The organism is Stutzerimonas stutzeri (genome assembly GCF_051028275.1).
Lineage (GTDB): Bacteria > Pseudomonadota > Gammaproteobacteria > Pseudomonadales > Pseudomonadaceae > Stutzerimonas > Stutzerimonas stutzeri_AS.
This window is the reverse complement of the sequence record NZ_CP069269.1, coordinates 3,097,130-3,110,360: the sequence shown is the minus strand read 5'-3', so window position 1 is coordinate 3,110,360 and position 13,231 is coordinate 3,097,130. Positions and strand designations below refer to the sequence as shown.

Below are 13,231 nucleotides of genomic sequence, written 5' to 3'. Positions count from 1 at the left end.
CCTTGGTGAGCCCCGCTCAGGACTCGCCTTGCCAGCCCCCGCCCAGCACTTGATACAGGGTTATCAGGGCGTTGAGCCGGCTTTCGCGCAGCTGCACGGCGGCCAGTTCGGTATTGAACAGGTTGCGCTGGGCATCGAGGATTTCCAGGTAGGAGGAATAGCCGGCGCGGTAGCGGTCTTCAGCATAAACCAGTGACCGCTCGAGAACAGCGCGGCGCGCTGCAACGTGCTCGAGTTGCTCGCGCAGGTTGGCCACCGCCGAAAGGCTGTTCTCCACCTCGCTGAAGGCTTCCAGTGCCGCGGCGCGGTAGGCGAATGCGGCCTGGTTGCGCTGGGCGACGGCGATGTTCACCCCGGCCTCCAACCGTCCGGCATCGAAGATCGGGGCGAGCACGCTGGCACCGATGTCCCATACCCGCACCGGGTCGTAGTCCAGCGAATTGACGAACAACTGGCCGAGGCTGGCCGTGAGCTGGACCTGAGGCAGAAACCGGTCACGTTGAGCCTGCAGGTTGAGCTTGCTCGCAGCCAGGAGCAGTTCGGCCTGCTGGATGTCCGGGCGACGACGCAGCAGCGTCGAGGGCAGCACGCCGGGAACCGGAGGCGGTTCGATGGCCAGCAGCCCGTCGCCACGCTCAATATCGCCGGGCAACCGACCGGTCAGCAGGCGCAGCGTATTTTCCTGCTCACGGATGGCCTGTTGCAGCTGCGGCAGCAGCTCGGTAGCCGCTTCGTATTCTGATTGCGCCTGAGTCAGCTCCAGCTGCGAGGTGTAGCCGAGGCTGGCGCGATCTTTAGCCACGCGAAGCGCCTGCAGGCGGGATTCGACCGTTTCCTGCGTGATGTACAGCTGCCGGTCCAGCGACAGCAACGACACGTAGGCGCGGGCAGTAGTGCTGGCCACAGCCAGGCGCACGGCGTCGCGCTCTGCCTCGGTCGCTTGGTACTGCAGTTCCGCTGCTTCGCGCAGACGCCCCAGGCGGCCCCAGATATCCACCTCATAGGACACCTGCAGCGAGGGCTGCACGGCAGTGGTATGGGCAATGCCAAGCACGCCCAACTCGCGGGTGCGCTGCGCGCCCAGAGCGGCGTCCAACGAGGGAAGCAAGGCGGCGCGGGACAGCCGAATCTGTTCGCGCGCTTGCTCCACGCGCGAAGCCGCGCTCAGCACATCGGTATTGTTAGCCAGTGCGGCCTCGACCAGCGCTGCCAGTTGTGGATCGCCGAAGGCTTTCCACCAGGTCGAGGAAATCGCGATGACAGCGGCTGGGTCGCGCCATTGCGAGGGCGGTGTAAAGGCTGCTTCTGGCGGCAGCGGCTGGCGTGACGGCATGCAGCCTGCGATCGACATCAGCAAGATGGCAGCCAGCAGCCGGGGCAGCGGACGGGACGGGCCTGTCATCGTGCACCTTCCTCCACCGGGCGGTCTTCGGCAGGTGCGGCCGTGTTGACATGCGTAACGACCGATAGGCCCGGCCTCAATCGCTCGGCCAGTGGCTGGTCCGGGTCGATGGAAATGCGCACGGGCACCCGCTGGACCACCTTGGTGAAGTTACCGGTGGCGTTGTCTGCACGCAGCACGCTGAACTCCGAACCGGTGGCGGGCGCCAGCCGCTGCACGTGTCCGCTAAGGCGCGCACCGTCCAGGGCATCAACTTCGATCTGCACGGGCTGGCCCGGGCGCATGGCAAAGGTCTGGGTTTCCTTGTAGTTGGCGATCACCCAGAGCTGCTCCGGCACCAGATAGAGCAGCTGCGAGCCGGCCGTCACGTATTGACCCTGACGCACCGTGACCTCACTGACCTGGCCGTCGCGCGGTGCGTTGATGACCGTGTTGTCCAGGTCGATCCGCGCCCGTTGCAGTGCTGACTCTGCAATTTCGACCTGCGCTTGCAAGCCCCCTCGGGAGACTTCGCTGGCTTTGAGACTCTGTTCGGCGATCACAATGGCCGCCTGGGCCTGCTGCACCTGGGCCGAGTCGGCGCGTGCGGTGGCGCGGATCTGGTCGCGCTCCCGGATGGAGACCGAACCGCGCTCAGCCAGCTCGTTGACGCGTTTTTCATCCGCCAATGCGCGCTGCAGTTCGGCTTCGGCAGAAACCAGCTCGGCGCGCCGTGATGCCAGCGTGGCCCGGTTCGACGCCAGGGTCTGCTCCAGATTTTCCAGATCGAATCGACGCGCGGCGAGTTCGGCTTTGCGTTGTTCGACCAGCTGGCGGTACTGGCGGTCGTCAATTCGTACCAGCGGCTGACCCTTGGCGACCTGCTCGAAATCCTGTACCAGCACCTCGGTAACGTAGCCGTTGACCTGCGGCGCGAGCACGGTGATCTGCCCGCGGACATAGGCGTTCTCGGTGACCGCTATCGGTCCGCCGAATGGCCAGAGCTGCCATGCGTAAAGAATTGCGAATACACCCACCAGCGCAACCAGGGTCATCAGGATGACCGAGCGGCGGCTCGGCTTGATGGTCTTTGGCGGATCGTTCGGGGTCGGGCCGGCGTCCGTTGCTTCGGCAGCGGGTTGCACTGGCTCGGCTGGTGGAAGGTTGGCGGGTTGCCTTGTTTCATTCATGAAGACGAAGCGTTCCTGTTCTGTCGCGCCATGCGCAGGGTGTGGAAAAGCGTCCAGCCGAACACGCCTACCGAAAGCATGCCGATCAGCCGGAATACATCGTTGAAGGCCAGCACATTCGCTTCGCGCGTGATGACCTGACTCAGTTGCGCCGCGCTCATGGCCTGGCGCAGCTGAGCGTCATTCTGGCGCGGGGTCAGCGCCTGGTTTTGGGCACGCAGTCGCCCGGCTATGCGTGAATCGCCCGGCACGACTTGCTCGGTCAGGTGAGCGGAGTGGTATTTCTCACGCATCACCTGATAGGTGCCGAACAGTGCGGGCGCGGCCAGGCCGCCAAGACTTTGGGTCATGGTGAACAGGACGATGAAGGTCACCAGATAGTTCGGCCCGTTGCGCATCGCCCGGCCGATACCAGTGATCAGCAACGGCCCGAGGAACATACCGCTGGCGAATGCGAGCATGCCCTGGCTTAGGAACATGTCGTGCGGCCGGGTCAGGTTGGTGGCATCGATGTCGAGAAAGCTGGCGATCATGATCAGGCCGAGCGACAGCAGGATCTGTGGGAAGGCCATGGACGGGCTGAAGGTCAACGCGCTCCCGGCGATACCCATGGTCAGCCCCAGCAAAATTACCGCGTACAACGGCCGAAGCTGTTCGGTGCCCATCCCGAGTGTCTGCAGCAGGCCGACCGCTCCGTAAGTCTGCTCGGACAGCAGCAACCGCAGCGCCAGCGCACCAAAGGCGAAGCGGAGCATTTCGGCTGTGCCGAGCCAGCGGGTGTGTAGCAGGGGGTTGCGTCGGTGATGCTCGATCATGAACGCGGCACTGATCAGCAGAAGCGCCGCGATCAGGGCGTAGCCCAGCCAGGGCTGTTCCGTCCACCAGAGGATTCTGCCTTGCGCCAGCACCGCGGCGATCAGCGCCAGAGCGGGGGCGAGCAGGGCAAAGGTCAGGAAATCCAGCGGCTCGAAGACCTTGGTGCGTTCGCCCACCGGCAACTTGAGCACCACCACCGCTGCCAGTGAGCAAAGCGCCAGCCCGCTTTCGAATACGTAGAGGCGATGCCATTCGCCCATGTCCAGCAGCGCCGGCGACATCAGCCAGGCCAGCGGCGTGCCCAGTTGCGAAACCCCAAAACCAAAGATCACGCCTTTCGGCAGTCCTGCCTTGCCGAATGCTTGAAGCATATAGAGCAAGCCCAGGGAGGACGTGGTCGCGGCCGCCAGCCCACTGGCCGCCCGCACGAATACCGCCATCTCCAGGCCGGTGACGAATACATGAGCGATGGTCAATAGCGCATAGAGGGTCAGGCCGATCTCGGCGAAACGGCGCAGACCGTACTGCTGGCGAACCTTGATCAACAGCAGGTTGGCCGAGACGTTGACCATGAAGTAGGACGCCGGAAGCCATGCTGCTTGGGAAGGCGTAAGGCCCAGGTCGCCCTGAATGCTCGGCAGGTTCGCAATGAACAATGCATTGCCCAATCCACCGGTTATCCCAACCAGCACAGCGATACAGGCATAGGCGATGCGCAGCCGCATCGGGTGCACAAGGATCGCCGGCGAGCCTGGCATGGTCGGACGTTCGTGCGGTTCCCAGCGAGGAACAGGGGCAAGGTATTGCGGCATCGTTAGCAAGGCTCGAAGGCTGAGGCAACAAGGCGACGCGCTGCGACAAAGTCGGCGGTGGTTAACGTCGGACAGTCTTCATCACGAAATGATTGGTCACATTCTAGCGTCAGGCTAAAAGCAGGGAGCGACTGATGTGATCGGCAGTATCTTCGGGCAGCAATCCTGACGGTCGCCTGCGCAGGTCAGAAGGCGAAACGCATGTGAATTGTTTTTTACGGTCACCGAGGCCCGACCGGTCGTCCGGAAAACCGGCCTCAGAGCCGAAACAAACGACACTTACTATCAGGTCCTGACCATACGATCAGGCGCGCCGCTGGCCGCTAGGCGAAGACAGGGACCATCAACCACAAGCCGTCAAAGCGAAACGGCTGTTTCACCGGAGGTGTGAATGCTTCAGAACGTTCGGTTGGGCCCCGAGGCTTTCGAGCGGGGCGGTGACCCTGCCGCCATGCTGCGGGAGCTGGAAACCGTGGGCCATTCGGTTGGCGACATGCTCTGCGAAGCGCTGCGCTCGGTCCGCTCGCACCTGGGAATGGACGTTGCCTTCGTTGCCGAAATGGTCCAAGGCCTGCGCGTGTTTCGCCATGTCGATGGGCGCAGCGACCCCATGCCGATCTGCGTTGGCGGCGCTGATCCGCTGTCTGACAGTTATTGCCAGCGGGTCATTGACGGCCGCCTCCCGCAGCTGATTCCCGACACCAGCAAGCTGCCCGAAGCGGTAGCGCTGCCGATCACAGCCATCCTTTCCATCGGCTCCTATATCAGCGTGCCGATCCGTTTCAGCGATGGTCGTCTGTACGGCACGTTCTGTTGCTTCAGTTCAAAGCCTGACGGCACCTTGAACGAGCGTGATCTGGACACCCTTCGGTTGTTCGCTGACTTCGCCGGCCGGCTGCTGGAAACGCAAGCCAAGGAGCAGCAGGAGCAGCAGGATCGGCTGGCGCGGATCAATGAAATCATCAACGATCACGCCTACAACGTGGTCTATCAGCCGATCGTCAACGTGCTGCAGAACAGCGTGGTCGGCTACGAAGCGCTGGCGCGGTTCTCCGGTGAACCGCAACGTAGCCCGGACCTGTGGTTCGGCGAGGCCGAGCAGGTCGGCCTGCAATGCGAGCTGGAAATGGCGCTGGTCCAGGAAGCCCTGAAAGGCCTGGGTGGTATTCGCCAGGATCGTTACCTGTCACTTAACGTCTCGCCAGAAACCATCCTGGCCGGCGCAGTTGAAACGCTGCTGGATGGCCATCCGCTGGATCGCCTGATGCTCGAAGTGACCGAGCATGCCTCGGTCCGTGATTACGATCTGATTGCCGAAGCGCTAGAGCCGATGCGGGCAAAAGGTCTGCTGCTGGCGGTGGATGACGCGGGGGCCGGCTACGCGAGTTTTCGCCATATCCTCAAGCTCAAGCCGGACGTGATCAAACTGGACGGCAGTCTGATCCGCAACATCGATACCAGCCGCGACTGCCGGGCGCTCGCCTCGGCGCTGATTCGTTTCGGCCAGGACACCGGTTGCAAGATCGTCGCCGAATGCGTCGAGACCGAGGCCGAGCTGGCAATACTGCGAGAGCTCCAGGTCAGCAAGGCGCAGGGATATCTACTTGGTAGTCCCATGCCGCTTGATAACAGCCAGATGCTCTGACGAGGCCGCAGCTTCCAGCTAATCCACTCCGTTGCCTTAGTGGCCTCTGTAGGTCGAGAAGTCCCGTGTGCAACCGGGCGATTCCGGCGGGTTGGGGCTGGTGATAGTGCGCTCGATCATTCAGTTGCATGGCGGTGAGGTGCGAGTGAAGAAGGACGCGTCTGACACCCGCTTCAGTCTATGTTTCCCTCGCTGATCCTGCGCTCTAACTGGACAGATAGGCTGAACCTTTATTGAAACGGCAGAGTCGACTCAACAGGTTGGCCGTGTTTGTTCCGGCCGTTCATAAGCCCCCAGGAGGACTTTTCATGGATACCAAAGACACGATCTCTGTACTCAACGACCTTATCGAAACCAGCAAGGACGGTGAGAAAGGGTTCCGCGAATGCGCCGAGGATCTGAAGAATCCGCAGCTGAAAACTACCATGACTCAGCGTGCTCAGGATTGCGCCACGGCTGCCGCCGAATTGCAGCAATTGGTACGCACCCTGGGTGGCGATCCGGAAACCTCCACCAGCACGGCCGGTGACATGCACCGTCGCTGGGTCGACCTCAAGACCAAGGTCACTGGCAAGGATGATCAGTCCATTCTCAACGAGTGTGAGCGTGGCGAAGACGTTGCCCTCAAGAGCTACCGCAAGGCGCTCGAAAAAGACCTTCCGATGGACGTGCGTTCAGTCGTGGAGCGTCAGATGCAGGGCGTGCAGCGTAACCATGACCAGGTCAAGGCACTGCGCGACGCCGAACGCGCCCGTAGCTGATCGATCGATGTAGCGAAAAACGCCGGCCATAGTGCCGGCGTTTTTGATGGCGGGTCGAAAAGACCGGCCATACCGATGGGCGTTCAGTTCAGCACCGGTTCCGCTGCGCTTGTGAAGGGTTCGTATTGGTAGAGCTGTTCGGCGGACATGGGCCGGCTGAAGTGATAGCCCTGCGCGATGTCGCAACCGGCCAGTTTCAGGTAAACGAGCTGATCGCGTGTCTCTACGCCTTCGGCTACCACCGTCAGGCCGAGGCGCTTTGCCAAGGTGATGGTCGACGAAACGATAGGGTTGTCGTCGTAGCTGTTGGACAGCGGGGCGATCAAGGCCCGGTCTATCTTCAACGTGCTCAGCGGTATGGAATGCAGGTGGGCAAAGCCCGCGTAGCCTTTTCCAAAATCGTCGAGACTGATGTTCATTCCGGCCACGCGCAGCCGTTCAAGGTGCTCGACGGCCATCCCTTCGTCATCCAGCACGACCGTTTCGGTGATCTCCAGCTCGAATTGCCAGGCTTCGATACCCCGCTGCGCCAGCTCGCTTAGCAAGCGTTCGCTGAAATCGGCTTGGCGCAGCTGTATTGCAGAAACGTTAACCGCCAGCCGCGAAGAGCGCCCTTGCGCCCGCCAGTGCTTGAGCTCTTCGAGCGCGAGACGTATCACCTCCCAGCCGAGCGCGACAATGAACCCGCTGCGCTCTGCCAGCGAAATGAAGCGGTCAGGATAGAGCAGGCCGAACTGAGGATGCTCCCAACGCACCAACGCCTCGTAGCCGGTGACCTGCATCGAATCCAACTGGATCTGCGGCTGGTAGTGCAGCACGAATTGATGCTCACTGAGCGCGGCGACCAGTGATTGTTCCAGAGAGAACTCGTTGATATCCGTCAGGTTCAGTGAGGGATCGAAGAACCGATACTGGCCTCGGCCGCACTGCTTGGCCGAATACATCGCTGCATCTGCACAGCGGATCAAACCGTCGACTTCCTGAGCGTCACGGGGACAGATGCTCACGCCAATGCTCGGGCTGGTGTTGACCTCATGCTCATCGAGCGCATAGACGGCGGTGAGCTTGTTCACCAAGTCGCGCACCCAGGCATCGATCTGCTCTTCACTTCGGTCACCGGCGAGCAACACGACGAATTCATCGCCGCCGAAGCGTGCCGCTTGATCACCGGGTTCCAGCGCGCGGCTTATTCGTCCCGCCACGGCCTGCAGAAGCAGATCTCCGACTTTATGTCCCAACGAGTCGTTGATCGACTTGAATCGGTCCATGTCGATGAAAAGTATCGCCATCAACCGACGCTGGCTGCGCTGTCGGGCCAGGGTCTCGGCGCAGATGTCCATGAACTGTCGACGGTTGTGCAGGCCGCTCAAGTGGTCGGTGGCGGCTGCGTGGCTGCTGCGCCGATACTCGTCCTCCAGCCGGCTGATCAGCTCCTGTTTGACCCGATTCGCCTGCTCCAATGCGCAAAACGCCTCGTGGCGTTTGCCCATTGCTCGAAACATCCACGTCATCCCGGCAAGGATGATCAATGTCATGCCCAGGTTCATCCACAACTGACGTCTGAACGACTGTTGCTGTGCATCAAGAATTTCGTCGACCTGCTGGCTGACGACCACGCTGAAACCACTGTCGCGAACGCGGCTGTACAGACTCTGATATTCGTTGCCAGCGTTGTACTGCGTGGTCTTGCCTGCATCCCGCGCAGTGGGCAGCCCCGGTGTGAGGCGTTTGCCCGCGACGATCCCGCCGTTACTCAGGTCGAGCCGCTCATCGTCTGCGCTGTCCAACAAACGCACCAGCCCCGTTTCGCCAAGGTCGCTGTTACGGAGCAGAGCAGTGAGATATAGCGCGTCCATTCGAATAAAGAGGATGGACTGCAGTTCCTGCGAGTCAGGTTCTGTCAGCGGCAACAGGAACGGCAGGAACCCGCTCGCTGATGTTACCGGCTGCTTTCCAATACGTCGTGGCAGGTAGGGTTTGTTGCCGTATCGCACAGTATGGGCCCGGAATTCCGCGAGCCATTGTTCCGGCAATGGCTGGGTGTCAGCCATGTAAGTAGAGGTCAAGAGCTGCCCGTTCAGGTCGTAAAGACTCATGCGCTCCAGCATGGGGTCGTCAGCCAGCAGGCGGGCAATGACGTTGCCGTCGTGCCTGAAGGCCTCCAGAAAAGCGAGCCTACCGATTACCTGAGCTCGCTCGGCAAGTTGTCTCAGGTTTTCCGCAACGATACCGGCCAAACCGAGATGCTCGGCTGCCTTGGCCTGCAATGCCTCCCTTCGAGCCGTTTGCTCGTGATCCCAGCAAAGTCCCCAAAGGAAAGCCAGTGTGGCTGTGCAAAGCGAAAGCAGCAGGACCTGAGGAAATCGGGGCGATGACGAGAACCGTCTAATCACTGCATGACACTCACTCGATGGTGTGATAGCAAAATATCATCATGATATGTCGCGGCAATGACAGATTTTTGGAAGAACCTGGCCACAATGCTTGATGCTTCGGCGCGGACACTTCGGAAGATTCAATAAAAACAGGGCAACTGATGGGGCTCAGACATGGCGAATGAACTGCTAAGCTGATCATCCGTTACCGGAGGCTGCTCATGAATTCTTTCATTTCCCCATCGAGTGACGAGACCCGTGCGCAGCGTGTCGAGCTGGCGGGGCTGGTAGAGCGATTGGTCAGCGGCGATGGCATGCACCCGACCGCCATCGAGCCGTTGCATCTGATTCGCTGTGAGAATCCCAGCGATATGACGTATGGGGTGCACAAGCCAGCGCTGTGCATCATCGTCCAAGGGGGTAAGGAAGTGCGCCTGGCGGACGAGCTTTACCGCTATGACCCGCTGCATTATCTCGTAGTATCGGTTGCGCTGCCGGTGTCGGGCTGCGTGATCCGCGCTTCCAGCGATGAGCCTTATATCTGCATCCGACTGGACATCGATCCGTCGTTAATCACGGCGTTAATCACCGAAGCCAACCCGGTACAAACTGTTGAAGATTCGTCCGGACGAGGGCTTTACCTGGATCGCATCGACGCGCCCCTGCTGGATGCCACCCTGCGATTGGTTCGTCTGTTGGACAACCCGAAAGACATCCCGGTGCTGGCGCCGTTGGCAATGCGTGAGATCTTCTACCGATTGCTCTGTCGACCGCAGGGGCATCACCTGCAGGCGGTGGCGCTGCAAGGGAGTCAGTCGCACCGGGTCAACGATGCGATCGAATGGCTCAACCGAAACTACGTCGAGCCGCTGCGCATCGAGGAGTTGGCGCGACGGGTTAATCTCAGCAGCTCGAGTCTGCATCACCGCTTCAAGGCGCTGACCGCCATGAGTCCACTGCAGTACCAGAAACAGCTTCGCCTGCAAGAAGCCCGTCGGTTGCTGCTGGCCGAAGGGCTGGAGGTTTCGGCGGCCGGTTACCGGGTCGGCTATGAAAGCCCTTCGCAATTCAGCCGCGAATACAGTCGGCTGTTTGGCGCCTCGCCGGTCAAGGACCTGGCTCGCCTGCGCAGTATTGCCTGATTTCAGCGCGCCGAGTCATGCCTGACGGTGGGCTTGATCTCGAAGGCGATGCTCCAGTTGTAGAGCGGATATGGGCTGCCCACCAGCGCCTCGATGTTCGCTTCGTCAGGCATGCCTTCGTCGGGTAGATATTCGTAGTTGGCGTCCGCCACGGTCGGGTCACTGTCATGCAGTTCGCCCGCGCCGCCTGTTGCGTGACTGGCGTAGCGGATCGTTGGGATGCCCACCAGATCGCGACCCACCACCAGGCGCAATACGGTATCGGCGGCGGCTTCGATGTTCTCCACCGGCACCTTGCCCTCGTCATCCGTGATGACGAAGCCATAGTTCTCGATCATCTGCGCCTTGTGTCCGATATAGGGCTCGCTGAAAGCAAGCGGGGGGTGGGGCACGTGAAAATCGATCAGGATTTCACGGCCCTCGACCGTGGCGTGTAAGGGTGACAGGGGTTGCCATCCGCGTTGCTCCACCACCACCTGATGAAACACCTTGCCCAACATCTGCCCGAACCAGCGGTAGCCATTGGCAGACAGATGGGTGCCTTTGTCGACGTAGGGATAGACGGGACCGGCCAGGTACCAGTTGGGTTCTTCCTTTGCCAGCTCCCATTGTGCGAGGCCGATGTCCAGGCTGCCATTGACGACCGATGTCTTGGCGTCGGTCTGGTAGCTGATGAAGGCGGGCATCCGTTTCTGCCCGATGGCCTTGGCGGTGTCCTCGTTCAGGTCATTGCGCAACTGACGCAACATCTTTTTGTAGGTGGCCTTGTCGTTGATGCCACCTTGGACCTCTGCGTAGTCGTATTCTCCTTGCAGCCAGAACAGTGCGCTGAGGTTGTAACTGGCGTTATCGGCCAGGGCGACCTGCCGGGCCTGATCGACCGCTTGAACGACTCGTTTGTATTCGTTGGTGCCGTCGACCTTCGATAGCTGCGCTATGGATCGGCCCGAGGTGGCGGCATTGCTGGCGACGAGCAGATGCTCTGGGTCGGCCTCGATGTCCTTGCTGTCGAGATAGAGCCGCCGCGCCATGTTCAGCGCGCCGACTTCGACCGACTCGCCTTCTTCCTGCGCCTGTTTTTCAAGCCTTGAGACGGCCTCGGTATCGAGCAGAACCTTTGGATCACGCTTGAGCTGTACCACCGCTCGGAGCGGCTTGAACGCGGCGCCGCCGACCGGGACGAAGCGGTCGCCGCTAAAAGTGGCCGAGCGCGTCGCGTCGCCCAGCATGAGGTTGTCGTAGCCGGGCTGCTTCGACAGTGCGGGCCAGCCCTCGGCAGCCGATGCCAGTGACTGGCCGAAGGTAATGACGTGGTTGTACTTCGCGTCGAGCGCCGGCGGCTGGCTCTTGGGCTGCTCGATCGCCTCTTTGCTCCAGCGCTTGTTCTGCGCATCGCGCGCAGCGATGGCCTGCTCATCGGCGTGGGTCAACAGCGTGACGCCTGATAACAGCAGGCCGGTGAAGGCCGCGAAGGCAACCGGGCTGATACCGGGCAGCAAGGCTTGGCGGGACGGGTCGGAAGCAGGAGGCATCTATCGGTTCCTTGTGATTGAAGCGCAAACGATCTGCGATGCAAGGGGCGGCGCGCGGACGCGGGTATCGCAAGCGTCCGGCAGGCGTTTCGACGGCCAGGGGTGCGCTTAGTTCTAACCGGTTGCGCGCCGAACACGCTCACACGTACGCAAACCGTTGCGCAACAGGCTGCAACCATTCGACCTTGGAACGCGCACCGGCCTGCTCCATGATCAGCTTTTGCCTGCCGCGAGTAGCTTGCATGTCTCGTTTCTCTCGCCCATCAGCTTCGGCGCTCGGCCGCTTTCTCAATCTCGGCGGCACCGGCGCGCGCATTGCCGGTAAGCTGTTGGTGCAGCGCATCACCCCCGGCAGGGCCCGTATCGACTGGGCGCCGGTCGGTGCGCTGCTGGGTGACACGCTGGGGCAGATGAAGGGCCCGGTGCTGAAGCTCGGCCAGCAGGCTTCGCAATGGCAGGATGTCTTGCCCGCGCCGATCAGTGCAGCGTTGGCGCGTCTGCAGAATCAGGTGCCCTCGCTGCCGTTCGCATCGCTGGAGGCCCACCTGCAGCGGCTGTATGACGGGCAGCTCCATGAGGTATTCGAGTTCATCGAGCGGCAGCCCTCCGCCGCGGCCTCGCTGGGTCAGGTGCACCGCGCGCGCGACCGGCAGGGTCAAACCCTGATCATGAAGGTCCAGTACCCCGGCATCCGTGCCATCTGTGATGCGGACCTGCGCCAGTTGCGCAGGCTGATGCCGTTGGGACGGCTGTTCGGTACGCCGTCAGCGCGACTCGAATCCGTCTACCGAGAACTGGAACGCTCAATCGACCAGGAGCTCGACTACGAGGCGGAACGGAACAATCTTGAGCGATTCCGTCAGCACTTCGCTGGTTGGCCGGGTGTGCATATTCCATTTGCCGCAACGGAGCTGTGCCGTCCGGGCGTGCTGGTAATGGAAGACGTGCAAGGGCGTTCGATGAACGATGTGGAGCTTGCACCCGCCGAGGTCCGCCAACGTCTAGCGGAGTCGCTCTGCGAATGGCTCGCCGAGCAGGCGTTCGGCTTGGGGCTGCTGCACGCTGACCCGCATCCTGGCAACCTCGCCTGGACGGAGGAGGGCGCACTGGTGGTCTATGACTTCGGTAGCGTCGTGCCGCTGAGACCTCAATTGCTGGCGGCCTATGTGCAGGTTTTCGATGCGCTGCGTGGTCCGTCCAGCGAGGCGCTGGAACCTGCCTTCCAAGCACTTGGAGGGCGGCAGCCTGGCAGTGCGCCGCCGCTCGGTTTGTATAAACGTATTCATCAGCTGCTGCACCCGCTGCTGCAGCCCGACGCTCAATGGGATTTCCGTGGGGTATCGCTGCATCAGCAGCTCGTCGAACTGTTTCCACTGTTGATGTCGGCCCTCGGCAGTCTGCAGCCAGCGTCCGGTACGCTGCTGGTCAATCGCACACTTGAAGGCCATTACTGGAACCTCTACCGACTCGGCGCCTGTCTGCCGGTGGCTGATAGGCTGGCGGGCCACATCGAGCGGTGGCGCGTCGCCCAAGCTCCGAGTGACGGTAACCCAATATGACCCGATCACTCGACCAGA

The 13,231-nt window shown here is 61.5% G+C and carries 9 protein-coding genes and 1 pseudogene; 5 read left to right on the top strand and 5 right to left on the bottom strand.

Annotated elements, in window-relative coordinates; genetic code table 11:
• Nucleotides 1-16 precede the first annotated feature (16 nt).
• Genes JQR87_RS14355 through JQR87_RS14345 form a run of 3 tightly spaced genes read right to left on the bottom strand, consistent with a single transcriptional unit; the run spans nt 17 to nt 4,145 of the window.
• Nucleotides 17-1,402, bottom strand: a complete 1,386-nt coding sequence (locus JQR87_RS14355) for an efflux transporter outer membrane subunit (RefSeq protein ID WP_407295934.1) — start codon at nt 1,400-1,402, stop codon at nt 17-19.
• Nucleotides 1,399-2,571 carry an HlyD family secretion protein gene (locus tag JQR87_RS14350; RefSeq protein ID WP_407295935.1) on the bottom strand — a complete coding sequence of 391 codons (1,173 nt, stop codon included), beginning with the start codon at nt 2,569-2,571 and terminating at the stop codon, nt 1,399-1,401. Before JQR87_RS14350 ends, JQR87_RS14355 begins: the two co-directional genes overlap by 4 nt.
• The gene (locus JQR87_RS14345; protein WP_407295937.1) at nt 2,568-4,145 is read right to left on the bottom strand and encodes an MFS transporter; all 1,578 of its coding nucleotides are present in this window, start codon (nt 4,143-4,145) and stop codon (nt 2,568-2,570) included. The genes JQR87_RS14350 and JQR87_RS14345 overlap by 4 nt, the downstream gene beginning before the upstream one ends.
• A gap of 445 nt (nt 4,146-4,590) precedes the next feature.
• Between JQR87_RS14345 and JQR87_RS14340 the strand changes: the two genes are divergently transcribed.
• From JQR87_RS14340 to JQR87_RS14330, 3 genes and pseudogenes are all read left to right on the top strand, one after another.
• Nucleotides 4,591-5,844, top strand: a complete 1,254-nt coding sequence (locus JQR87_RS14340; RefSeq protein ID WP_407295938.1) for a sensor domain-containing phosphodiesterase — start codon at nt 4,591-4,593, stop codon at nt 5,842-5,844.
• Nucleotides 5,845-5,899: 55 nt separating this feature from the next.
• Nucleotides 5,900-6,040: pseudogene (locus tag JQR87_RS14335) on the top strand (ATP-binding protein); the annotation flags it as partial.
• Nucleotides 6,041-6,152: 112 nt separating this feature from the next.
• Complete coding sequence (locus tag JQR87_RS14330; RefSeq protein WP_407295939.1) at nt 6,153-6,605, top strand: PA2169 family four-helix-bundle protein; 453 nt, start codon at nt 6,153-6,155, stop codon at nt 6,603-6,605.
• A gap of 83 nt (nt 6,606-6,688) precedes the next feature.
• Here the strand turns inward: JQR87_RS14330 and JQR87_RS14325 are convergent, their stop codons facing one another.
• The gene (locus JQR87_RS14325) at nt 6,689-8,998 is read right to left on the bottom strand and encodes a putative bifunctional diguanylate cyclase/phosphodiesterase (protein ID WP_407295940.1); all 2,310 of its coding nucleotides are present in this window, start codon (nt 8,996-8,998) and stop codon (nt 6,689-6,691) included.
• A 203-nt stretch (nt 8,999-9,201) separates the two neighbouring features.
• On the opposite strand from JQR87_RS14325, the gene JQR87_RS14320 reads away from it, so the two are divergent.
• The gene (locus JQR87_RS14320; RefSeq protein WP_407295941.1) at nt 9,202-10,122 is read left to right on the top strand and encodes an AraC family transcriptional regulator; all 921 of its coding nucleotides are present in this window, start codon (nt 9,202-9,204) and stop codon (nt 10,120-10,122) included.
• Between the two features lie 2 nt (nt 10,123-10,124).
• Here the strand turns inward: JQR87_RS14320 and JQR87_RS14315 are convergent, their stop codons facing one another.
• Nucleotides 10,125-11,654: a sialate O-acetylesterase gene (locus tag JQR87_RS14315; protein ID WP_407295942.1), complete on the bottom strand. Its 1,530-nt coding sequence runs from the start codon at nt 11,652-11,654 to the stop codon at nt 10,125-10,127.
• Between the two features lie 242 nt (nt 11,655-11,896).
• Between JQR87_RS14315 and JQR87_RS14310 the strand changes: the two genes are divergently transcribed.
• Nucleotides 11,897-13,213, top strand: coding sequence for an ABC1 kinase family protein (locus JQR87_RS14310; RefSeq protein WP_407295944.1), 1,317 nt, complete (start codon nt 11,897-11,899; stop codon nt 13,211-13,213).
• Nucleotides 13,214-13,231: the final 18 nt, after the last annotated feature.

Excerpts from the sequence above, each read along its gene's own strand:
- JQR87_RS14355 (WP_407295934.1), bottom strand. The coding sequence starts at position 1,402 with ATGACAGGCCCGTCCCGTCCGCTGCCCCGGCTGCTGGCTGCCATCTTG.
- JQR87_RS14350 (WP_407295935.1), bottom strand. The coding sequence starts at position 2,571 with ATGAATGAAACAAGGCAACCCGCCAACCTTCCACCAGCCGAGCCAGTG.
- JQR87_RS14345 (WP_407295937.1), bottom strand. The coding sequence starts at position 4,145 with ATGCCAGGCTCGCCGGCGATCCTTGTGCACCCGATGCGGCTGCGCATC.
- JQR87_RS14340 (WP_407295938.1), top strand. The coding sequence starts at position 4,591 with ATGCTTCAGAACGTTCGGTTGGGCCCCGAGGCTTTCGAGCGGGGCGGT.
- JQR87_RS14330 (WP_407295939.1), top strand. The coding sequence starts at position 6,153 with ATGGATACCAAAGACACGATCTCTGTACTCAACGACCTTATCGAAACC.
- JQR87_RS14320 (WP_407295941.1), top strand. The coding sequence starts at position 9,202 with ATGAATTCTTTCATTTCCCCATCGAGTGACGAGACCCGTGCGCAGCGT.
- JQR87_RS14315 (WP_407295942.1), bottom strand. The coding sequence starts at position 11,654 with ATGCCTCCTGCTTCCGACCCGTCCCGCCAAGCCTTGCTGCCCGGTATC.
- JQR87_RS14310 (WP_407295944.1), top strand. The coding sequence starts at position 11,897 with ATGTCTCGTTTCTCTCGCCCATCAGCTTCGGCGCTCGGCCGCTTTCTC.